The 20,970-nt window shown below is 73.7% G+C and carries 20 protein-coding genes; all 20 read left to right on the top strand.

Annotated elements, in window-relative coordinates:
- Nucleotides 1-21 precede the first annotated feature (21 nt).
- The 20 genes from VF092_12645 (at nucleotide 22) to VF092_12550 (ending at nucleotide 20,719) form a co-directional block, all read left to right on the top strand.
- Nucleotides 22-867, top strand: coding sequence for an FkbM family methyltransferase (locus VF092_12645; protein ID HEX6748135.1), 846 nt, complete (start codon nucleotides 22-24; stop codon nucleotides 865-867).
- The gene (locus tag VF092_12640) at nucleotides 867-2,024 is read left to right on the top strand and encodes a glycosyltransferase family 4 protein (protein HEX6748134.1); all 1,158 of its coding nucleotides are present in this window, start codon (nucleotides 867-869) and stop codon (nucleotides 2,022-2,024) included. Before VF092_12645 ends, VF092_12640 begins: the two co-directional genes overlap by 1 nt.
- Entirely contained in the window at nucleotides 2,021-2,863 is an 843-nt protein-coding gene (locus VF092_12635) for an FkbM family methyltransferase (protein ID HEX6748133.1), read from the top strand. The genes VF092_12640 and VF092_12635 overlap by 4 nt, the downstream gene beginning before the upstream one ends.
- Before the next feature lie 7 nt (nucleotides 2,864-2,870).
- The gene (locus VF092_12630) at nucleotides 2,871-3,593 is read left to right on the top strand and encodes a hypothetical protein (protein ID HEX6748132.1); all 723 of its coding nucleotides are present in this window, start codon (nucleotides 2,871-2,873) and stop codon (nucleotides 3,591-3,593) included.
- Nucleotides 3,590-4,321: a hypothetical protein gene (locus tag VF092_12625; protein HEX6748131.1), complete on the top strand. Its 732-nt coding sequence runs from the start codon at nucleotides 3,590-3,592 to the stop codon at nucleotides 4,319-4,321. The genes VF092_12630 and VF092_12625 overlap by 4 nt, the downstream gene beginning before the upstream one ends.
- Entirely contained in the window at nucleotides 4,321-5,043 is a 723-nt protein-coding gene (locus tag VF092_12620) for a hypothetical protein (GenBank protein HEX6748130.1), read from the top strand. Before VF092_12625 ends, VF092_12620 begins: the two co-directional genes overlap by 1 nt.
- 7 nt (nucleotides 5,044-5,050) lie before the next feature.
- Nucleotides 5,051-6,280: a glycosyltransferase family 4 protein gene (locus tag VF092_12615; GenBank protein HEX6748129.1), complete on the top strand. Its 1,230-nt coding sequence runs from the start codon at nucleotides 5,051-5,053 to the stop codon at nucleotides 6,278-6,280.
- A 13-nt stretch (nucleotides 6,281-6,293) separates the two neighbouring features.
- Complete coding sequence (locus VF092_12610; protein HEX6748128.1) at nucleotides 6,294-7,433, top strand: glycosyltransferase; 1,140 nt, start codon at nucleotides 6,294-6,296, stop codon at nucleotides 7,431-7,433.
- 323 nt (nucleotides 7,434-7,756) lie between these two features.
- Complete coding sequence (locus VF092_12605) at nucleotides 7,757-8,797, top strand: hypothetical protein (protein HEX6748127.1); 1,041 nt, start codon at nucleotides 7,757-7,759, stop codon at nucleotides 8,795-8,797.
- Complete coding sequence (locus VF092_12600; protein HEX6748126.1) at nucleotides 8,794-9,930, top strand: glycosyltransferase family 4 protein; 1,137 nt, start codon at nucleotides 8,794-8,796, stop codon at nucleotides 9,928-9,930. Before VF092_12605 ends, VF092_12600 begins: the two co-directional genes overlap by 4 nt.
- 3 nt (nucleotides 9,931-9,933) lie before the next feature.
- Nucleotides 9,934-10,656 (top strand): methyltransferase, encoded by a 723-nt coding sequence (locus VF092_12595; protein ID HEX6748125.1) that lies wholly within the window; start codon nucleotides 9,934-9,936, stop codon nucleotides 10,654-10,656.
- 406 nt (nucleotides 10,657-11,062) lie between these two features.
- Nucleotides 11,063-12,403: an FAD-binding oxidoreductase gene (locus VF092_12590; protein ID HEX6748124.1), complete on the top strand. Its 1,341-nt coding sequence runs from the start codon at nucleotides 11,063-11,065 to the stop codon at nucleotides 12,401-12,403.
- The gene (locus VF092_12585; GenBank protein ID HEX6748123.1) at nucleotides 12,396-13,148 is read left to right on the top strand and encodes an SDR family oxidoreductase; all 753 of its coding nucleotides are present in this window, start codon (nucleotides 12,396-12,398) and stop codon (nucleotides 13,146-13,148) included. Before VF092_12590 ends, VF092_12585 begins: the two co-directional genes overlap by 8 nt.
- A gap of 7 nt (nucleotides 13,149-13,155) precedes the next feature.
- Entirely contained in the window at nucleotides 13,156-14,058 is a 903-nt protein-coding gene (locus tag VF092_12580) for a decaprenyl-phosphate phosphoribosyltransferase (protein HEX6748122.1), read from the top strand.
- Nucleotides 14,055-14,987 carry a glycosyltransferase gene (locus tag VF092_12575; GenBank protein ID HEX6748121.1) on the top strand — a complete coding sequence of 311 codons (933 nt, stop codon included), beginning with the start codon at nucleotides 14,055-14,057 and terminating at the stop codon, nucleotides 14,985-14,987. The genes VF092_12580 and VF092_12575 overlap by 4 nt, the downstream gene beginning before the upstream one ends.
- Nucleotides 14,988-15,237: 250 nt before the next feature.
- Nucleotides 15,238-16,404, top strand: a complete 1,167-nt coding sequence (locus tag VF092_12570) for a glycosyltransferase family 4 protein (GenBank protein ID HEX6748120.1) — start codon at nucleotides 15,238-15,240, stop codon at nucleotides 16,402-16,404.
- A 61-nt stretch (nucleotides 16,405-16,465) separates the two neighbouring features.
- Nucleotides 16,466-17,239, top strand: a complete 774-nt coding sequence (locus VF092_12565) for a methyltransferase domain-containing protein (protein HEX6748119.1) — start codon at nucleotides 16,466-16,468, stop codon at nucleotides 17,237-17,239.
- Nucleotides 17,215-18,465, top strand: a complete 1,251-nt coding sequence (locus tag VF092_12560) for a glycosyltransferase family 1 protein (GenBank protein ID HEX6748118.1) — start codon at nucleotides 17,215-17,217, stop codon at nucleotides 18,463-18,465. The genes VF092_12565 and VF092_12560 overlap by 25 nt, the downstream gene beginning before the upstream one ends.
- Nucleotides 18,466-18,589: 124 nt before the next feature.
- Nucleotides 18,590-19,717 carry a glycosyltransferase gene (locus VF092_12555; GenBank protein HEX6748117.1) on the top strand — a complete coding sequence of 376 codons (1,128 nt, stop codon included), beginning with the start codon at nucleotides 18,590-18,592 and terminating at the stop codon, nucleotides 19,715-19,717.
- Nucleotides 19,718-19,726: 9 nt separating this feature from the next.
- The gene (locus tag VF092_12550; protein HEX6748116.1) at nucleotides 19,727-20,719 is read left to right on the top strand and encodes a GDP-L-fucose synthase; all 993 of its coding nucleotides are present in this window, start codon (nucleotides 19,727-19,729) and stop codon (nucleotides 20,717-20,719) included.
- Nucleotides 20,720-20,970 lie beyond the last annotated feature (251 nt).

The following is a 20,970-nucleotide window of genomic DNA, read 5'->3' as shown; positions in this document are numbered from 1 at the left end:
CCGTTCATCGGTGATGGCTTCATGCTGAACCTGCGGTGGATGCGGAGGAACCTGGCGCGCTGGGTGCCGGAGCCGCTCAAGGCGCCGTTCCGCGCGCGCCTGTTTGGCTACCGCGCCGCGCCGCCCTCGCCCGGTACCATCCTGCGCGTGGGCGACGACGTGGTGGAGGCGTCGTTCCGCGGCGTGGCGCTGCGGGTGCCGCGCGCGGCGTACGACGATCTCCGCTACCACATCGTCGACAACGCCGACTCGGTCGAGGAGCTGGCCGCCGTCGTCCGCGAGGGGCGCACCGGCGGCGTGCTGCTGGACGTGGGCGCGGCACGTGGGCTCATCTCCGCCATCTTCTGCCTGGCCGGCGAGCGCAACCGCGCCGTGGCGCTCGAGCCCTCGCCGGTGCAGGTGCGCGACGCGCGGCGGCTGGCGGAGATGAACGGCATCGCCGGGCGGATGACGGTGCGCCCCATCGCCGCCGGCGCGGCCGCGGCGGAGCTGCGCGGGGCGGCGGACGAGATGGGGCTGATCGACTTCTCCCCCGCCGCGGGCGCGGAGACCTTTCCGGTGGAGATGGTGACGCTGGACGCGGAGGTGGCGCGGCTGAACGTGCTCCCCCACGTGGTGAAGATCGACGTCGAGGGGCACGAGCTGGAGGTGCTGCGCGGCGCGCGCGAGCTGCTCACGCACCGCAAGCCGATGCTGCTGCTGGAGCTGCACCTGGACCTGCTGGAGCGCCGCGGCACCCCCGCGCGCGAGATCGTGGAGATGCTGCAGGGGTTCGGCTACCGCTTCGAGACGCCCGGCCGCCGCCCGCTCAGCGCGCGCGCCATCCTGGGCTCGCCCAACGCCGTCCTCCGCCTGGTCGCGCGGTGATGGGCACGCCGCTGCGCGTGCTGTTCGTCAACACCGGGATCCTCGGCCACCGCTCCGTCGCGCGGCTGATCCGCCAGGCCATCGCGGTCGATCCGTCGATCGCGGCCGAGCACCTGGACCTTTCCGCCGGCCTGACCACGGGCGAGCGGATCGCGCGGCGGCTGCGGACGCTGGGGCCGCGGCCGGGCGGCGTGGCGGGGGCTCTGACGATGGCGCGGTATCGCCACGAGATGGACGCGGGGGTGCGCGCGGCGCGCCGCATCGCCGCGCTGGAGCGGGCGGGGCGCGCGTTCGACGTCGTCCACTTCCACACCCAGGCTGCCGCGTGGGCGAGCCTCGGGCGGATGCGCCGCACGCCGTCCATCGTCTCCATCGACATCACCCAGCGGCTGGCCAGCCTCGAGGCGCCGCCGGGGCTGGCGCGGCGTGACTACGCGCCCGGCGCCGCGCGCGACCGCCGCGTCTTCCGCGCCGCCGCGGCCATCGTCGCCACCTCGCGCTGGGCCGCGGACGACCTGATCTCGGATCTCCCCGACGCGGCGGCGAAGGTGCGGGTGATGCCGTATCCCGTCCCCCTCGACGGCTTCGGCGCGGGGTGGGCGGAGGAGCGGCGCGCGCGTCAGAAATCGCGGCCCGTCTCCGTCCTCTTCGTGGGTGGGGACTTCGCGCGGAAGGGCGGGGCGGAGCTGCTGGCGGCCTGGCGCGCGGGCGATTTCGCCTCTCGCGCGCGGCTCATCGTCGTCACCGAGGCGGAGATCGGCGAGGGCGCGCTCCCGCCCGGCGTCGAGGTGCGCCGCGGGGTGCGCGCGTACACGCCGGAATGGTTCGCGCTCTGGCGCCAGGCGGACGTCTTCGCCATGCCCACGCGCGGCGAGGCGTTCGGGATGGTGTACCAGGAAGCGGCCGCGGCGGGGCTGCCGTCCATCGGCACCGCCATCAACGCCATCCCCGAGATCGTCGCCGACGGCGAGACCGGCATCCTGGTGCCGCCGGGGGACATCGGCGCGCTGAAGGATGCGCTCGCGCGGCTCGTCTCATCCCCCGAAACGCGTGGGGAGATGGGGATCGCGGCGCGGCGGCGGATCGAGGCGGCGGGCTCCATCACCACCTACGGCGAAAGGCTGGCGCGGTTGATCCACGAGGCGGCGGGGCGATGACCGACGAGCGGCCCGAGGTGGCGCACAGCCACGCGTATCGCCGGCCGACGGCGCTGGAGGGGCTCGGCGCGCGGCTGGGGCGCGCACTCCCGGACGGCGCGGTGCGGCGCTGGCTGCGCTCGGCCTACCGCGCGGCCGTGCGCCTGCGCACCGGCGGCAGCGTCACCGCGCGCCTCCCCCGCGGCGAGGCGGTGCGGCTGCTTTCCGAGTACCGCTTCGTCACCTGGAACCCCGCGGAGTACGAGGCTTTCCGCGCGGCGGCGAAGCCCGGCGCCGTCGCGCTGGACGTGGGCGCGAACGTCGGTGCGTACGCGCTGCTGCTCGGCCAGTGGGTGCGTCCGCGCGGCCGCGTCTACGCGTTCGAACCCGCGTCCGAGGCGTTCAGAGGACTGTCCGAACACGTTCGCCTGAACGGCCTGGCCGCCGTCGTCACCCCTGTGCGCGCCGCCGTCGCCGCTTCGACGGGGACGGCGACGCTGGCGGTCGACGGTCTCTCCGGCGGCAACCGGCTGGGCGGAGAGGGCGGGGGCGAGACGGTGCAAACCGTTGCGGTGGACGAGTTTTGCGCGCGCGAGGAGATCACCCCGTCGTTCCTCAAGATCGACGTGGAGGGCGCCGAGCTCGACGTGCTCCGCGGCGCGCGCGAGACCATCGCCCGGGCGGGCGGGGAGCTGGCACTCTTCGTGGAGATGCACCCCACCGTCTGGCGCGAGATGGGGATCGCCCCGGCGGACGTGCGGGCGGAGCTCGAGCGGCAGGGGCTGCGCGCCGAGCCGCTGCGGCCGGTGTCCGATCCCTGGGCGCTCGAGGGCGAGTGCCTGCGCCTGGTTCCCAAGTGAGGCTGCCATGAGCACGATCGTGGAAGTGCCGGTGGGTCGGGTGACGCGGATCTCGTGGGTCTTTCCCGCGCTCGCGGCGGCGGCCGCGCTGCCGTGGGTGCCGTGGTGGCTGGGGAACAGCGGGCGGCTGGACAACCTCCCCGCCGGATCGGACGGGTTGTTCTGGGGATTCATCGGGCTCTGCGTCGCCGCCCCGCTGGCGCTGCCGATCGTGGCCGCGGCGGGATGGCGCGTGCTGGCGCGCGGCGCGCGGATCGCGCTCGTCTGCGCGACGGTCCTGGGTGTCGCCGCGGCCGCGCAGATGTCGGTGGCGGAGCTCGCCTACGCGGGCGGCGTGACGATCTCGGCCGTCGAGTTCATGCGCACGGGCCCGCTCGCGCGACGGGCGATGCGGTTGCCGCCGCCGGACGCCGCGCGCGCCGCCGTGGCCGCGGGCAACTACCGCTTCCTGGCCGTCCGTGGGCTCTTCGGCAACCACGTCCCCGGCGTGAGCAGCCGGTGCGTGAAGGCGCGGTGGGGGGTCCAGGTGATGCCGGTGGGATTCGAGCTGACCGGGACGCCCGCGATGCTGCGGCTGAGGGACGCGGAATCCGCCTACGCCGAGCGCTACAACGCCGCGCTGGCCGAGGCGCTCCACCTCGCCCCCGGCGCGCTCGACGCGTACGACGCCTGCCCCGCGCGCGGCGACGCCGCCGAGTGGCTGCCGTTCGACGAGGTGCCGGCGCGGTGAGCGCGTCCGTCCCCGCCGCCCGCGAGCCGCGCGCGCGGTCGCCCGGCGGCGCGTGGGTGTTTGCCGTGCTGGGCGCGTGGCTGTTCGTCCGCCCGGTCCTGCGCGCGGCGAGCAGCGGCCTCCACGCCTGGGCGAACGACGGGTGGGCCGGCGCGTGGACCGACGCGTGGACGTGGGCGGACTCCCTCGGCCAGGCCGCTGCCTACCTCGCGCCGCTCGCCGCCGTCGCCGTGGGATGGCGATCGCTGGGGCGGCATGCGCGGATCGCGGCCGTGGCGATCCTCGGCGTCTACTCCGCGATGGCGCTGCCGGCCCTGCACGGGCACCTTGCGTGGCTGAAGCGCTTTGCCGCGGACGAGCGCATGGCGAACGAAAGAATGCGCGTCGCGGTGCGGGCGATGCGGGTGCCGCCGGAGACGGCCGTGATGCGCGCGCTGGCGGCGGGCGACTCGTCGTTCCTGGCGGTGGTGGGAGTGGCGATCAGCACGCCGGGCGTGTACAGCGGCTGCGTGCTCCAGCGCTACGGCGAGCGCGCCATCCAGGGCACGGGCGGCGTGATGTTCACGCCGAACTTTCGGCGCTTCCAGTTCCGCGCGCGCGACTACGCCAGGCGCTACAACGCCGAGCTGGCCAGGCGCCTCGGCGTGTCACACGAGGTGGCGGACCTCTACGCGCGGGCATGCGAGGTGACGCGGCGCGTCCAGCCATGGCCGCCGGGCGGGCGGTGATGACGGCCGCGACCGTGCCGCGCGAAGGCGCTCGCCGGGAGCCGGGATGGCTGCACTGTGCGTGGCTGTTCGCGCTGCTGGGGGCGTGGATGCTCATCCGCCCCGCGCACGGCTGGCTCGAGGACTGGCTCCTGCGCGCGTCGCGCCCGTGGTGGAGCGACGCCGTCACCTGGGCGATCATCATCGCCACCCTCCTTCTCGTCAGCGTCCCGCTCGTGGCGGCGGCGATCCCGTGGCGCACGCTCGGCCTCGTGCCGCGCATCGTCGCGGCGGCGATGCTGCTGGTCTACGGTGTGGTCGCCTGGCCGGTCGCGTTCGACGCGGTGGGCTGGTCCGTCGAGTTTGCGGCGATGGAGCGCGAGGCGAACGCGATGATGATCAGGCCGCGCAAGGCGATGCGCGTGCCCCCCGCCGAGGCCGCCGCCCGCGCGCTCGCGGCGGGCGATTCGGCGTTCCTGGGGGTGATGGGGTACGCGCTGGAGGCTCCCATCGTCGAGAACGACTGCGTGCTCGCGCGCTTCGGCGTCCACCCGATCGAGGGCACCGGCGATGTGCTGATGACGCCGAACCACGCGCGGTTCCAGCGCCAGGCCGGCGCGTACGCCACCCGGTACAACGCCGCGCTGGCCGCGCGCCTCGGCGTTTCCGCGGCCGAGCTGCAGCGCGATGCGCCGTGCGACGACTGGCGCCGAGCCGGCTGGTGGCCGCCGAGGGAGCGCTGACGTCGCGATGCGCATCCTCTTCGCGAACGACGGGATCGGCGACGCGGGCGGCGTGCAGACGTACCTGGCCGCGGTGATGCCGGCGCTCGCCGCGCGCGGCCACGACGTCGCGCTCCTCCATCTCGACGCCCTGCGCGGCGGCGAGGGAACGCCGGCGCCGTCGGGCGCGCCGCACTTCTGCATCGCCGAGCGGGGGATGGACGGCGCGCTGGCGGACGCGCGCGCGTGGCGGCCGGACGTGGCGTTCAGCCACAACATGCGCCCGCTCGACGTCGACCGCGCGCTGATGGCGATGGCGCCGGCCGTCAAGTTCATGCACGGCTACTTCGGCACCTGCATCGGCGGCCAGAAGGCGCACCTCTTCCCCCATCCCACCCCCTGCGAGCGGCGGTTCGGCCCCGCGTGCCTGGCGCTGTACGTGCCGCGGCGCAACGGACGCCTGAGCCTGCCCTACATCTCCGAACAATGGAGATGGGCCAACGAGCAAAAGTCGCTCTTCGCGCGCTATGCGGCCGTCGTCACCGCCAGCGGCCACATGCGCCGCGAGTACGTCCGCAACGGCGTGGCGGAGACGAAGGCGCACGCCATCCCTCTCTTCTCCACCCTCGAGATCGGCGAGGACGCGGGCGCGCCGGCGGAGTTCCGCGTGCTCTTCCTCGGCCGGATGACGCGGCTGAAGGGTGGCGACGCGCTGATCCGCGCCGTCGCCCGCACGTCGCGGGAGATCGGCCGCCCTATCGCGCTGACGATGAGCGGCGACGGCCCGCAGCGCGGCGAGTGGGAGCAGCTCGCGCGCGCGCTCGGCGTCGCTGCCGCGTTCCCCGGCTGGGTGGACGCGGACGAGCGGCTGCGGCTCTTCCGCGCCGCGTCGGTGCTGGCGGTGCCGAGCGTGTGGCCGGAGCCGTTCGGGCTGGTGGGGCTGGAAGCCGGCTCGCAGGGCGTCCCCTCCATCGCCTTCGACGTCGGGGGTATCGGCGAGTGGCTGAAGGACGGCGACAACGGCCGCCTCGTCCCCGGCCACCCACCGCGCGCGGAGGCGCTGGGAGACGCGCTCGCCCGGGCCGCGACGCACCCGGACGAGCTGGCCGCGATGCGTCCGCGCGCGCTGGCGACGGCACGGAGGATGTCGCTCGACGCGCACGTCGATGCGCTGGAGCACGTTCTCGCCGCGGCGTCAGGCGGGGCGAGCGGAGACGTTTCCGCCGCGTCTTCGGTTGACTCCGCGGGCTCCGCGTGAGAATTCTCTGCGGATGACACCTCCGCGCGTCTGGCATCTCCTCACCGGCGAATACCCGCCCGCGGGCGGCGGCGTGGGCGAGTACACGCAGGCGCTGGCGCACGCGCTGGCGGCCGAGGGGTGCGAGCCGCACGTCTGGGCGCCCGCGGACGCCGCGCGAGACGGGCGCGTGGAGGTGCACCGCGCCGGGTTTGCGGGCGGGGGATTGAGGAGACTGGACGCGGAGCTGGACGCCTTCCCAGCGCCGCGGACGCTGCTGGTGCAGTACGCGCCGCAGGCGTTCGGGCGGCGGGGGATGAACGTCGCCTTCTGCCGCTGGGTCCTGCGCCGCGCGCGGCGGGGCGACGACGTGCGGGTGATGTTCCACGAGCCTTACGTGCAGTTCGGCTGGCGGCGCCCGCAGCGCAACGTCCTGGCGCTGGCGAACCGCTGGATGGCGATGCTGCTGCTGCGCGCGGCCCGCGCGGCGTACGTCTCCACCCCCGCGTGGGAGCGGCTGCTGCGGCCCTGGGCGCCGCGCGCGCTCGGGGTGATGCGCTGGCTCCCCATCCCCTCCACCGTGCCGCGCGTGGACGATCCGGAGGCGGTGGCCGTGCTGCGCTCGCAGGTGGGCGCGAACGTGGCCGGGCGGCACATCGTTGGCCACTTCGGCACGTACGGGGGGATGATCGCGCCGCTGCTGGAGCCCGCGCTGCTGGCGATCCTGGCCCCGCCGTCCACCAGCGCCGCGCTGCTGCTGGGGGATGGCGGCCCCGCGTTCGCCGAGCGGCTGGTGCGCGCCGATCCCGCGCTGCGGGGACGACTGGTGGCGCCGGGCCGTCTCCCGCGCGAGCGGCTGTCGGTGCACCTGCAGGCGTGCGACGTGCTGGTGCAGCCCTATCCCGACGGCGTCAGCGCGCGCCGCACCACGATGATGGCCGCGCTGGCGAACGGCGTGGCCGCGGTGACGACACAGGGCCGCTTCACCGAGCCCGAGTGGCGCGAGAGCGGCATCCCGCTCGTCCCCCCCGGCCACGCCAGCGCGCTCGCCGCCGAGGCGCTGAACCTGCTGGACGACGACGCGCGCCGCCGCGACCTCGCCGCGCACGGCCGCGAGTTCTACGAGCGGAATTTCGCGATGCAGCGCACGATCGACGTGCTGCTGGGGGATTGAGATCTCTCCGCGGGGCCGGGCTGGGTGGGGGCGAATGAATTCGCTGCAACAACCACACGAAGTCCGCCTTCGCGGACTACAGGCTTCGGCGTGGTGGAGCTATCGTCGCGCGTGGCAGAATCTCGCCCCGCCGCACCGAAGTCAGGTGCGGTACGAAGTAGCCGCGAGCGAAGCGAGCCCTCGTCCCTCCCCCAGTCGGTTTTGGGGGAGGGACAGCCGCGAAGCGGCAGGGAGAGGGCGCCGACGCCGCGCCGGGCACGCAAACCCGTTCACCCGCACGATCATCTCCGATCTCTCATGACGATCATCCCCGTCACTCCTGCATGACCAAGGTTCTTCTCGGCGTGAACGCGTTCCCCGCCACGGGCGACGGCGGGCGGCGGCAGGCGGAGGCGCTGGCCACCTGGCGCGCGCTCGACGGCGTCCGGCTCGCGAACCTGGGCTGGCCGGGCGACGTCTTCGAGGTCGACGGCTTCGCGACGCACGCCGTGCTCGCGCGGGACTCGCGCACCGCGAGCGGACAGCAGGGCCCGCGCAAGCCCATCGTCTCCGAGGCCTTCGACCGGCTAGCGGAGATCGCGGAAGCCGAGGGGTGCCGCTGGTTCGCGTATGCCAACTCCGACATCGCCTTCACCCAGGCGGCGATCGACCGCATCCTCGGCGGCGGGCGCGACGCGTACGCGTTCTCGCGCATGGACGTGCATCCCGAGACGGGCGAGGGGATCGAGATGGTGACGGCGGGGATCGACGCCTTCGCCATCTCCGCCGGGTGGTGGCGCGCGAACCGGCGGCGCTTCCGCGCGTACATCGGCGGCGAGCCGATCTGGGACAACGTCTACACCGCCATCCTCCTCCGCCACGCCGACGCCGAGCTGCTGAACCGCGAACCCCTCGTCACCCACGAGCGCCACCCCGCCGGCGACTGGCGCCGCAGCCCGTTCGCCCGCTACCTGAACTACCTCGCCGCGCTCGACCGCCCCTACTTCTCCCTCTGGGCGGAATACCACGCACGTCTCGAAGATCTGCGCGCCGGACGAAGCCGCGAGCGCAGCGAGCCCCCGTCCCTCCCCCAGTCGGTTTTGGGGGAGGGACAGCCGCGCAGCGGCAGGGAGAGGGCCACGCCGGGCGAGGCGGGCGAGGGGCTGGTCGGGGGCAGGGAGAGAGCCCTCCCGGCCGGGCTGAGCGAGGGATCCACAAAAAGCGCCGAGTTGGGGACGACTCCGGCCGGCGTCAGCGAGGACGAGGAGATGCGGCTGCAGCGCATCTTCCGGCGCCGGCGCGGGCCGCTGGCCCATACGCTGCAGGCGGGGCGTGCGCTGAAGGCCCGCGTGCGCTGGGCCGCCGCGAAACGGGGGGATGCGTGAAGATCCTGCTGGTCGGCGACTACCCGGACGATCCGCGCCTCGGCTCGGGGAAGGTCTACCACAAGCTGCGCGAGGAATTCCGCGGCCTGGGCCACACCTGCGACGTCCTCCTCTCGCCCCACCTCGGCGAGCGCCCGAAGAACGCGCGGCTGCGCTGGGCGGTGGGGCCGCTGCTGGCCGAGCGCGCCATCCGCCGCGCGTTCAAGGCGACTGGCCGGTACGACGTGGTCGACGTCGCCAGCGCGGAGGGGGCGGTGATCGGCGCGCGGCGAAAGCTGCGCGCGTACCGCGGCGTGGCGCTGGTCAGCCGCTCGCACGGCATCGAGCACCTGAACTTCCGCCGCATGGTGGAGGACCACGAGTGGGGGCTCATCCCCAAGCCGTGGCCGCGCCGCATCTGGTATCCCATGGCGCGGATGAGCCAGGTGGCGCTCGCCGCGCGGCTCGCGGACCGGATGATCGTCCTCAACCCCGCCGAGCGCGACTTCGTCGTCCACAAGGGGTGGAAGAAGGCGGGGGAGATCGATGTCATCCCCCACGGCGTCAGCAGCGCGTTCCTGGCCGATGCGCCGCCGCCGGACGCGCCGCGCGGGGCGGGACTCCTCTTCTGCGGCTCGTGGGATCCCGTGAAGGGCGTCGACTACCTCGTCCGTGCGATGGCGATCCTGGCCGAGCGCCCTGATCCTCCGCGCCTGACGATCCTCGGCCCGGGGAGATCGGAGGAAGAGGTGCTGGCCGCCTTCCCGGCGGAGGTGCGGCCGCTGGTCACCGTCCTCCCGCGCGCGGACGAGGCGGAGGTGATGCGCCAGTACCGCGTGCACGACCTGCTGGTGATGACGTCGACCTACGAGGGGTTCGGGATGGTGGTGGTCGAGGCGCTCAGCCAGCGTCTTCCCGTCGTCGCGACGTCGGTGGGCGGGGTGCCGCCGCTGCTGGCCGGCGGCGGCGGGGGGATCCAGGTGCCGCCGCGCCAGCCCGAGGCCGTTGCCGCCGCCGTGCGCCGGCTGATGGAGGACGCCCCGCTCCGCCGCCGCATGGCCGAGTCCGGCCACGCCGCGGTGCAGGGGATGAGCTGGACGGCGACCGCCGAGCGCACGCTGGAGACCTACGAGGCCGCGACGGCGGGGGCCTAGCCGGTGCCGATCCTCCGCGGCGCGCTGGACGCCGCCAAGCGCCGCGCGCCCGGAACCTACTGGCGGGTGCGCACCGCCGCGTCGCTCGCGGCGTGGTACGCGCAGCGCGCCCGCGACCGCATCCGCCCCGCCAGCGCGACGCCTTTCGACGAGGACTTCTGGCGGCGCAACGAGACGGGGGATTGGGATGGCTTCGCGCGCGCCATCCTCCGCCGCTTTCCCGCGGCCTCCGCGCTGGACGTCGGCTGCGGCGACGGGAAGCTGCTCGCCGCGATGCGCCGCGCGTCTCCCACGCTCCGCGCGATGGGCGTCGACCAGTCGCCCGCGGCGCTGGAGCGGGCGAGGGCGCGTGGGATCTCCACCCGCGCGCTCGACCTGGCGGGAACGAGCGTCCGCGGCACCGACGCGCTGGCGCGCGAGCTGGGCAGCTTCGACCTGGCCATCTCGCTGGAGACGGTGGAGCACGTCCCCGCGTGGCACTCGGCCAAGCTGCTGCGCCTGCTGGCCGCGTGCGCGCCGGCGATCGTCTTCTCGGGCGCGCAGCCGCTGCAGGGCGGCGTGCTGCACGTGAACGAGCGCCCGCCCGAGCACTGGATCGCCCGTTTCCGCAACCTGGGCTACGACCTCGCCCCCGAGAACGACGCCCTCCGCGCCGACGTGGCCGCGCTGGACCTGCCGCCCTGGTACGCCGCCAATCTGAACGCCTTCGTCCGCCGCGGGGGATGAGCTGGAGGCCGGGCGAATGAATTCACGGCAACAACAGCACAAAGTCGCTGCGCGACTGCCGACGCGGCATTTGCGCGACGAGCAGAATTCTCCTCCGAGCTGAGTTCTCCCCCGCCCCTGCGAAGCGGGGGAGGGGGCCGGGGGGAGGGGGCCAGCCTGCGGCCGCGCGAATGCATGCAATCGGGCGCGAGACTGAACCCATCACTGAGTTCCACCCTCCCCCCAGTCGGTTTTGGGGGGAGGGTCGCGCGAAGCGCGGGGAGGGGGGCCTCCGCGCGGAGGCGGCTGGGGGCTGGCTTCGTGCCAGGAGGCTGTCCCGCATTCTTGAAGCCGCCTACCCGCACCCGTCCATCTCCACTATCTTCCGTCCGTTTCCCGCCCCGCGCGTGATCCTCGCCGCACCTCGATGATCCCCTCGCGAACCGAGCGCCTTTCCGGCTGGGGCCGGTACCCCGTGGCGGAGTGCCGCGTCTATCGCCCCGAGAAGGTGTCGGAGCTCGCGGAGGTCATCGCATCGCCCGCCGACGGCGGGGTGATCGCGCGCGGGCTGGGGCGCGCGTACGGCGACGCGGCGCTGAACGAGGGCGGCGCCGTGGTCTCGCATCTCCGCCTCGACCGCATGCTGGCGTGGGACGACGCGGCCGGCGTGCTGGAGTGCGAGGGCGGCGTGGCGCTGGGCGACGTCGCCGACGCGCTCCTGCCGCGCGGGTGGTTCCTCCCCGTCGTCCCGGGGACGCGCCACGTGACCGTCGGCGGCGCGATCGCGGCGGACGTGCACGGGAAGAACCATCACCGCGACGGCACGTTCGGCCGCTGGGTGGACGAGATCTCCCTCCTCACCCCCGGCCTCGGTCCGCTTCGCTGCTCGCGTGACGCCGAGCCGGACGCCTTCCGCGCCACGCTCGGGGGGATGGGACTCACCGGCGCCATCGTCCGCGCGAAGCTGCGCTTGATGCGCGTCGAGTCCGCGTTCGTCGCCGTCGACACCCTCCCCCTGCGCGACCTCGACGACGCGCTCGGGCGATTCGCCGATGCGGATGCGCACCGCTACTCCGTCGCCTGGATCGACGCGCTGGCGGCCGGAAAGGCGCTTGGCCGCGGCGTGCTGATGCAGGCCGACCACGCGCCCTCCTCCGCCGTCCCCGGCGACCCGTTCGCGCGGCCGAAGCGCGGCGCGCGGCGGCTGCCGTTCGGCCTTCCCGCGGGCGCGCTGAACCGCGTCACGGTCGGCGTCTTCAACCGCCTCTACCGCGCGGCGCACCGGGCGCGGACGGGCGCGCTGGAGCCGCTCGAGCGCTGGATGTGGCCGCTCGACGCCGTGGCGGATTGGAACCGGATGTACGGCCGCCGCGGCTTCGTGCAGTACCAGCTCGTCGTCCCGCCCGACCGCACGGACGCGCTCCGGGCCATCCTCGAGCGCGCGGCGCGGAGTGGGCAGGCGTCGTTCCTGGCCGTGCTCAAGCGCTTCGGCCCCGCGGGCGAGGGGCTGCTCTCCTTCCCGATGGAGGGGTGGACGCTCGCGCTCGACTTTCCCGCCGCGCCGGCCGTCATCGCCATGCTGCGGGAGATGGATCGCATCGTGGCCGACGCGGGCGGGCGCGTGTACCTGGCCAAGGACGCGGTGATGGACGCCGCCACCTTCGCGGCGATGTACCCCGCCGCCGACGCGTTCCGCGCGGTGCGGCGCGAGCTGGACCCGGCGGGGGTGCTGACCTCGTCGCTGGCGCGGAGGGTGGGGCTTGCCTGAGCGCGCGCGCGGAACCGTCCTCGTCGCCGGCGCCACGTCGGCCATTGCGCGGGCGGTGGCGGCGGAGCTGGCGCGCCGCGGCCACGCGCTCGTCCTCGCCGCGCGCGACGCGGGCGAGGCGGAGGCCGTCGCCGCGGACCTGCGGGTGCGCCACGGCATCTCCGCGCGCGCGGTGGCGTTCGACGCGCTCGATTTCGCGTCGCACGTGGCGTTTGCGGAGCGGGTGATCGCGGACGAGGGGGACTCGCTCGCGGGCGTCGTCGTCGCGCTGGGGTGGATGGGAGATGGGGATGCGTCGAAGCACGACGCGGACGAGGCGCGGCGCACGATCGACGTCAACCTCACCGCCGTCGTCTCGCTGCTGACGCCGCTGGCGGATCACCTGGAGACGCGGCGCGCGGGCTTCATCTGCGTCGTCTCCTCCGTCGCGGGCGACCGGGGGCGGCAGAGCAACTACGTCTACGGTGCCGCGAAGGGCGGGCTGTCGGTGTATCTCCAGGGCCTGCGCAACCGCCTCCATCCCGCCGGCGTGCGCGTGGTGACGGTGAAGCCCGGGTTCGTCGACACGCGGATGACCTTCGGCCGCGGCCGCTTCCTCGTCGCGTCCCCCGCACGCGTGGCGAGGGGGATCGTGCGCGCCATCGACCGCGGCGCCGACGTCGTCTACCTTCCCGGCTTCTGGCGGCCGGTGATGCTGGCCATCCGCGCCGTCCCCGAGCGTATCTTCAAGCGCCTCAAGCTGTAGCGCCGACGTGATCACCGCATCTCCACCCAGCGCACCGCCCGCCCCGGCCGCCCAGCGGCCCGGACGCGCGCGCGCCGTGGCCCGGCTGGTGCGGCCGCGGCACTGGGTGAAGAACGCGTTCGTGCTGGCGCCCGCGGTGTTCGCCGGCGTCTTCGCGGACCCGGCGGCGGACGTGCGTGCGCTGGCCGCATTCGCGCTGTTCTGCGTGGCCGCGTCCGCCGTCTACGTCTTCAACGACGTCGGCGACGTCCCCACCGACCGTCTCCACCCGGTGAAGCGCGCGACGCGGCCGCTGGCCTCCGGCGCGCTCCCCGTCTCCGCCGCGTGGGCGCTGCTCGCCGTGCTCCTCGCCATCCTCGCGACCGGGCTGGTGATCTTCCCCGCTCCGGCGCCGCCGCTGCTGATCTACCTGGCGCTGAACGCCGCGTACTCGCTGAAGCTGAAGCACGTCGCCGTCGTCGACCTGTTCTGCGTGGCGCTGGGGTTCGTGCTGCGGGTGTGGGCCGGCGCGCGGGCAGTGGACGTGCCGCTGTCGAGCTGGATGCTGATCACCACGCTGTCGCTGGCGCTGTACCTGGCGGCGGTCAAGCGGCGCCAGGAGCTGGCGACCAGCGGCCCCGAGGCGCGGCGCGTGCTCGGCTCGTACACGCTGCCGCTGCTCGACGGCTACGCGCAGACGGCGGCCAGCGCGTCGATCGTCTTCTACTCGCTGTACGTGATCGACGTGCGCCCGCAGCTGGCGGTGACGGTGCCGCTCGTGCTGCTCGGCATCTTCCGCTACTCGTACCTGGTGCAGACGCGCAGCCTGGGTGAGTCGCCCACCGAGGCGCTCTGGACCGACGTCCCGCTGATCCTGACGGTGGTCGCCTGGGTCGCGCTCTGCATCCACGGCCTCCTCCCGGGGCGATGACGGAGCCCGTGCTGACCGTCGGCGTGGCGACGAAGAACCGGCCGGAGGCGCTGGTGCGCTGCCTGCGCTCGCTGCGGCTGCTGGACGGGGTGATGCTGGAGGCCATCGTGGTCGACGACGCGTCGGACCCGCCGGCCGAGGGCGCCGCGCTGGCCGCGCTGGCGGCCGACCTGTCGCCGGAACTGCGCTTCATCCGCAACGAGCGCAGCCTGAACGTGTCCGCAGCGCGCAACCGCATCGCCCGCGAGGCGCGCACGCCGTACGTGCTGATGCTGGACGACGACGCGTTCATCGTCACTCGCGAGGCGGTGGAAGGCGCGGTCCGCGTGATGGATGCGGACCCCGAGATCGCCGCCGTCGCGTTCGCGCAGTGCGACGAGCACGGGGTGCCGTTCGCGCCCTCCGCGCAGCCGGCGGCGGCGGACCATCCGTCGTACATCCCCGCCTTCATCGGCTACGCGCACCTGCTGCGGCGTGACGCATTCGTGGCGGCCGGCGGCTTCCGCGAGCGGCTGGGGATCAACGGCGAGGAGAAGGAGCTCTGCCTGCGGCTGCTGGACAGGGGGATGCGCGTGGTCTACCTCCCCGGCGCGCGGATCGGGCACGTGGCCGCCGCGGCGGGGCGCGACGAGCGGCGCTACCTGCACCAGACGGTGCGCAACTCCGCCGTCTCCGCCATCTGCGATGAGCCGTTCCCGCTGGTGCTGGGCGGCGCGGCGCTGCGGCTCTGGCGCTACTTTCCCATGCGCAAGGGGTGGGGGATTCACGATCCCGGCGGGTTCGGCCGCATCGTGCGCGGCCTGGCGCGCGAGCTCCCCGCCCTCCTGCGCGAGCGCAACCCCGTGCGCTGGTCGACGATGATGCGGTGGCGCGAGATGACCCAATCTCCCCCCGAGCCGTATGTCTCGCCGGTAAACGGTGATACGTGACCCGAAAGGACGTCATCCTGAGGCCGGTCACCCCGAACTCACGTCAGCGCCATAAGTTGCAGGCCGAAGGATCTGTCGCCTGTCGCCACACGATCGTTGTGGAAACACGCTGTCGCCGGAGGAGCGCCCCATCCACCCTCCCCCCAGTCGGTTTTGGGGGGAGGGTCGCGCGCAGCGCGGGGAGGGGGGCCTCCGCGCCGCGGCTGCATCGATACGTTGAGGGACCGCACCAAGGCCCGGCGGGGCGGGGATGAAGCGCCTCCTCACCCTCGGCCACAGCTACGTCGTCGCGGCCAACCGCCGGCTGGCGCACGAGATGGCCGTCGTCGGCGCGGGCGAGTGGGAGGTGACGTGCGTCGCCCCCGCGCGCTATCCCGGCGACCTGCGTGAGATCGAGCTGGAGCCGCTGGAGGGCGAGGCGTGCCGCACGGTCGGCGTCCCCGTGCGCTTCGCGCGGAAGCCGCACCTGATGCGCTGGGGTGGCGAGCTGCGGCGGATCCTGTCCGAGCGGTGGGACGTGGTGCACGCGTGGACGGAGCCGTACGTGCTCTCCGCGGCGCAAATCGCGCGGGCGGCGCGGCCCGACGCGAAGCTCGTCTACGCGACGTTCCAGAATCTCCCCAAGCGCTACCCGCCGCCCTTCGCGCAGCTCGAGCGCCGCGTGATGCGCCGCGCCGACGCGTGGATCGCCTTCGGGCGCACGGTGGAGGAGACGCTGCGCGGCCGCCCCGGCTACCGCGACCGCCCGCACGCCGTGATCCCGCCCGGCGTCGACGTCGCGCGCTTCCGCCCCGCCCCCGAGGCGCGCCGCCGCGTCCGCGCCGAGCTGGCGTGGGGGGATGAGGGGCCGCCGGTGGTCGGCTACCTCGGCCGCTTCGTCCCCGAGAAGGGACTCGACGTCCTGCGGCGCGCGTGGGAGATGGCGGGTCCGTCGCGCCTCCTCCTCGTCGGCGGCGGGGCGATGGAAGGCGAGCTGCGAGAGTGGGCGGCGCGCACTGGCGATTCCGTCCGCGTGGTGACGGGCGTTCCGCACGAGCGCGTTCCCGGATACCTCGCGGCGATGGACGTGCTGGCGGCGCCGAGTCTCACGACGCCCCGGTGGCGCGAACAGTTCGGGCGGATGCTGATCGAGGCGATGGCGTGCGGCGTGCCGGTGATCGGCAGCGACAGCGGCGAGATCCCGTACGTCGTCGGCACCGCCGGCGTGGTCGCGCCCGAGGGCGACATCGCCGCGTGGAGAAATGTGCTGGAGAACGTCGTCTCGTCGTCGCAGTGCCGCGCCGACCTTGCCCGCCGTGGCCTGGAACGCGCGCGCACGGAGTACGCGCTCCCCGCGGTCGCGCGCCGCCACCTGGCGTTTTTCGATGAGATCCTCAACAGCAGCCTCACGCGGAGCCGCGGAGACGCGGAGAAATGAATCGCAGCACTGAGTCCTCCGCGTCTCCGCGTCTCCGCGTGAGAACGCAGTTCGCCGGGCGATGAGCGACGAGCGCATTCGCGAAGGCGCGTACGCGCGGCGCCAGCTGTTCGGCGGGCTGCGGCTGCTGCGCTGGAGCCATGGGTCGCGCTTCCGCGTGGCGCGGGAGCTCGTGGCGCCGTACGCCGGCAAGCGCCTGCTCGACTACGGCTGCGGCGACGGCACCTTCCTGTCGATGGTGCGCGACCTCTTCCCGCACGCCGTCGGCGCCGAGGTCGACGCCGCGCTGGCCGCCGAGGCCGCCACGCGGTTCGCGGCTGACGAGGGGCTGCGCTTCGTGCACACTTCCGCGCTGGCGGGCGAGCCCGATGGCAGCTTCGGCGTGGCGGTGTGCATGGAGGTGCTGGAGCACTGCACACTCGAGACGGTGGACCGCGTCGTCGCCGATCTCCGCCGCCTGGTCGCGCCCGACGGCACCGTGATCGTCAGCGTGCCGGTCGAAACGGGTCCCACGCTGGCCGGAAAGCAGCTGTACCGCGCCCTCGCCGCCCGCCGCGGGCTGGAGGGGTACAGGGAGCGCGAGACCTACTCGCCCGGCGAGTTCGCGCGGATGGTGTTCGCGGCCGGCGGCACGGCGATCGCGCGGCCGGTCTACGCGTCGCGCTTCGCCTCGGGCGAGCCGAACGTCTACCACGGGCACAAGGGCTTCAACTGGCGCGCCCTGCGGCGGCGGCTCGCTCGCGATTTCGTCGTTCGCCGGACGCGCTTCTCCCCCGTCCCCCTTCTCGGCCCCCTGCTGAACAGCCAGGCATGGTTCGAACTGTCGCCGAGATAGACTTCGACGACGTCGTCGCCGAGACGCGGCCGCGGCTGGCGGGCGTCCTCCCGCGCAAGCCGAGGCGCGTCGGGATCCTGGCCGACTACCTGGAAGAAGGGTGGCCGAGCATGGACCTGGCCGCCGAGCTCACCATGCTGGCCATCGAGCGCTACGGCGGCGACGCGTTCGACGCGGCGCTGCTGCGGCCGAAGCTGCCGCGCGTGCTGCACGGAAGATTCGGCCATGCGGGGACGAAGCGGCCGAGCGCGGACCGCTACCTCGGCCGCTACATCATGTACCCGCGGTGGCTCAAGCCGCGCGTGCGTGGTTTCCGCCTCTTCCACGTGATCGACCACAGCTACGCGCACCTGGTCCATCACCTCGAGCACCGCCCCGCCGTCGTCACCTGCCACGACCTCGACGCCTTCCGCTCGCTCGTCGGCGCGGATCGCGAGAAGCGGCCGTGGTGGTTCCGCAGCACGATGAAGCGGGTGATGATGGGCCTCCGCGCGGCCAACTACGTCATCTGCGACACTCACGCAGTGCGCGCGCAGCTGCTGGAGCATGGCCTCGTCTACGCGGACCGCACCACCGTCATCCCCCTCCCCGTGCACCCCGACTTCACCGCCGAGCCGGACCGCGCGGCGGACGCGGAGGCCGCGCGGCTGCTGGGGCCGGCGGACGGGCGCAGCATCGACCTGCTGCACGTGGGGATCAACGTGCCGCGCAAGCGCGTGGGCTTCGTGCTGCGCGTGTACGCGGCGCTTCGGGAGCGGTATCCGGCGGCCCGCCTCGTCCGCATCGGCGGCCCGCTGACGGACGAGCAGCGGCGGATCCGCGCGGAGCTGGAGATCCCCGCGGAGTGCGTGGTCGAGCTTCCGTTCCTCGAGCGGCCCGTTCTGGCCGCCGTCTACCGCCGTGCGTCGGCGCTGCTGGCCACGTCGAAGCGCGAGGGGTTCGGCTGGCCGGTGGTGGAGGCTATGGCGTGCGGGACGCCGGTCGTCGCCACCGACCTCCCCGTCTTCCGCGAGGTCGGCGGCGAGGCGGTGACGTACGCGCCCGTGCGCGACGTGCGCGGCTGGGTGGAGGCGGTGGACCGCGTGCTCTTCGACCGCCGCGACCGCCGCCAGTGGGCCGGCCGCCGCGAGGCCGCACTGGAGCGCGCCGACGCCTTCTCGCTGGAGTCGTACGCGCGCGGCCTCCTCTCCGTCTATCGCCACGTGCTGGGGATGGGGGAGGAATGAGCGAAAAGATTTTGTCTCACGCAGAGGGCGCAGAGGTCGCAGAGGAATGCTTCGGCATGCGACGAACTCCTCTGCGTCCTCTGCGCCCTCTGCGTGAGACCATTCTGTTGTCGAGGATGGCGGAATGAGGGTGCTGCACGTCGGCAAGTTCTATCCGCCGCACGCGGGAGGGATGGAGAGTCACCTGGAGCTGCTCTGCCGGATGACGAAGGCGGACGTCGACCTCCAGGTGCTGGTGAGCGCGGACGATCCCCACACCGTCCACGAGCTGGTCGACGGCATCCCTGTCACGCGCGTGGGGACGAAGCTCACGCTCGCGTCGGCATCGCTCAATCCGGGGATGGCACGGGAGATCCGGCGCGCGGACGCGGACCTCGTCCACTTCCATCACCCCAATCCCACCGCCGTCCTGTCGTACCGGGCCGCGCGGCCGCGGGGGCGGCTGGTCGTCACCTATCACAGCGACATCGTCCGCCAGCGTGTGCTCGGGCCGCTCTTCTCGCCCATCCTGCACCGCTTCCTGCGCCGCGCCGACGCCGTCATCGCCAGTTCGCCGAACTACGCGGCCAGCTCGCCCGTCCTCCGCCGCCACGCGGAGCGGGTGTCGGTGATCCCCTTCGGCATCGATCCGCACGAGTTTCAGCAGGTGGATCAGGACGAAGCCGCCGCGATCCGCCGGCACCACGGCGAGCGCATCGTCTTCGCCGCGGGACGGCTGGTCTACTACAAGGGATTCGACTACCTTGTACGCGCGATGCGCCGGGTCGACGCCGCGCTCCTGATCGCCGGCGACGGGCCCCTCCGCGGGGAGCTCGCGCGGCTGGCGGCGGAGGAGAGCGTCGCCGGGCGGGTGACGCTGCTGGGCCCGGTGCCGGACCTGCGCCCGTACTACCACGCGGCGGACGTGTTCGCGCTCCCCAGCGTGGCGCGCAGCGAGGCGTTCGGGATCGTGCAGATGGAGGCGATGGCCTGCGGGCTCCCGGTGGTCAACACCGCGCTCGACACCGGCGTCCCCTTCGTCTCGCCCGACGGCGTCAGCGGCCTGACCGTGGCCCCCGCGGACGTCGACGCGCTGGCGGACGCGCTGAATCGCCTCCTCGGCGACGCGGCGCTGCGCGGGCGGCTGGGCCGGGGCGGGCGCGAGCGCGTGGCCGGCGAGCTGAGCGCCGCGACCATGGCCCGGCGCACGCTGGAGTTGTATCGTACCGTCGCAGCAACGCCTGCCCGCAGCAAACTCTCCGGATCTCCCTGAAGACAACTGATGAGCGAGTCGGCACCGTTCGCCCCCGGGATGCACCCGGAGCGCGAGCTATCGCCTGAATTCTGGCGCACGCGCCGCGTGCTGGTCACCGGCGGCACGGGCTTCCTGGGCTCGCACGTGGTCGACCGCCTCCGTGGGCTGGGCGCGGCGGAAGTGTTCGTCCCCCGGCGCGAAGAGTACGATCTCACCGAGCACGACAACGTCCGCCGGGTGATGGACGCGAGCCGCCCCGACGTGGTGATGCACCTGGCCGCCGAGGTCGGGGGGATCGGGGCCAACCGCGCGCACCCGGGGCGCTTCTTCTACAACAACATCATGATGGGCGCGCAGTTGATCGAGGAGGCGCGGCTGCGCGGGGTGGAGAAGTTCGTCCAGGTGGGGACCGTGTGCGCGTATCCCAAGTACACGCCGGTCCCCTTCCGCGAGGAGGACTTCTGGATCGGCTACCCGGAAGAGACGAACGCGCCGTACGGGATCGCGAAGAAGGCGCTGCACGTGCAGCTGACCGCGTACCGGCAGGAGTACGGGATGAACGGCATCTACCTGCTGCCGACCAACCTGTACGGCCCGCGCGACAACTTCGACCCCGAGACCAGCCACGTCATCCCCGCGCTGATCCGCCGCGTGGTCGAGGCGCGGCGGACGGGCGCCGAGGAGCTGGTGATCTGGGGGACGGGGCAGGCCTCGCGCGAGTTCCTGTTCGTGGAAGACTGCGCGCGGGCGCTCCTCCTGGCGGCAGAGCACTACGACGCCGACGAGCCGGTGAACGTGGGGATCGGGCTGGAGATCCGCATCGCCGAGGTGGCGCGGCTGATCGCCGGGATCGTGGGGTTCGAGGGGCGCTTCGTGTACGACACCAGCAAGCCCGACGGCCAGCCGCGGCGCTGCCTGGATACCTCCAAGGCGCTGTCGCTCTTCGGCTTCCGCGCGCACGTCAACGTCCGCGAGGGGCTGGAGCGGACGGTGGAGTGGTACCTGGCGCAGGAGTGCTGAGTGCTGAGTTAGGTGGGGACGGCATCGGGGTGAGGGGGAGGGATCGGCGCGGCCGCGGGCTGGCCCCCTCCCCCGGCCCCTCCCCCGCTGCGCAGGGGAGGGGAGAACTCAGCGCGGCGGCGGCGGTGGCGCGGAGAGCGAGGGCAGTCGCCACGATCGCGTCGCACGTGAGGCGAGGAACGCGAGGATAGCCGCGCCGCGCGCTCGAAGTTACCCCCTCCCGTTATCGGGAGGGGGTACGCGGCCCCAGC

This window comes from Longimicrobium sp., assembly GCA_036377595.1.
GTDB lineage: Bacteria > Gemmatimonadota > Gemmatimonadetes > Longimicrobiales > Longimicrobiaceae > Longimicrobium.
Note: the sequence above shows the minus strand (reverse complement) of the source record. Positions and strands in the feature narration are given on the sequence as shown.

Excerpts from the sequence above, each read along its gene's own strand:
- VF092_12645 (HEX6748135.1), top strand. The coding sequence starts at position 22 with ATGCTGAACCTGCGGTGGATGCGGAGGAACCTGGCGCGCTGGGTGCCG.
- VF092_12640 (HEX6748134.1), top strand. The coding sequence starts at position 867 with ATGGGCACGCCGCTGCGCGTGCTGTTCGTCAACACCGGGATCCTCGGC.
- VF092_12635 (HEX6748133.1), top strand. The coding sequence starts at position 2,021 with ATGACCGACGAGCGGCCCGAGGTGGCGCACAGCCACGCGTATCGCCGG.
- VF092_12630 (HEX6748132.1), top strand. The coding sequence starts at position 2,871 with ATGAGCACGATCGTGGAAGTGCCGGTGGGTCGGGTGACGCGGATCTCG.
- VF092_12620 (HEX6748130.1), top strand. The coding sequence starts at position 4,321 with ATGACGGCCGCGACCGTGCCGCGCGAAGGCGCTCGCCGGGAGCCGGGA.
- VF092_12615 (HEX6748129.1), top strand. The coding sequence starts at position 5,051 with ATGCGCATCCTCTTCGCGAACGACGGGATCGGCGACGCGGGCGGCGTG.
- VF092_12610 (HEX6748128.1), top strand. The coding sequence starts at position 6,294 with ATGACACCTCCGCGCGTCTGGCATCTCCTCACCGGCGAATACCCGCCC.
- VF092_12605 (HEX6748127.1), top strand. The coding sequence starts at position 7,757 with ATGACCAAGGTTCTTCTCGGCGTGAACGCGTTCCCCGCCACGGGCGAC.
- VF092_12590 (HEX6748124.1), top strand. The coding sequence starts at position 11,063 with ATGATCCCCTCGCGAACCGAGCGCCTTTCCGGCTGGGGCCGGTACCCC.
- VF092_12575 (HEX6748121.1), top strand. The coding sequence starts at position 14,055 with ATGACGGAGCCCGTGCTGACCGTCGGCGTGGCGACGAAGAACCGGCCG.
- VF092_12570 (HEX6748120.1), top strand. The coding sequence starts at position 15,238 with ATGAAGCGCCTCCTCACCCTCGGCCACAGCTACGTCGTCGCGGCCAAC.
- VF092_12565 (HEX6748119.1), top strand. The coding sequence starts at position 16,466 with ATGAGCGACGAGCGCATTCGCGAAGGCGCGTACGCGCGGCGCCAGCTG.
- VF092_12560 (HEX6748118.1), top strand. The coding sequence starts at position 17,215 with ATGGTTCGAACTGTCGCCGAGATAGACTTCGACGACGTCGTCGCCGAG.
- VF092_12555 (HEX6748117.1), top strand. The coding sequence starts at position 18,590 with ATGAGGGTGCTGCACGTCGGCAAGTTCTATCCGCCGCACGCGGGAGGG.
- VF092_12550 (HEX6748116.1), top strand. The coding sequence starts at position 19,727 with ATGAGCGAGTCGGCACCGTTCGCCCCCGGGATGCACCCGGAGCGCGAG.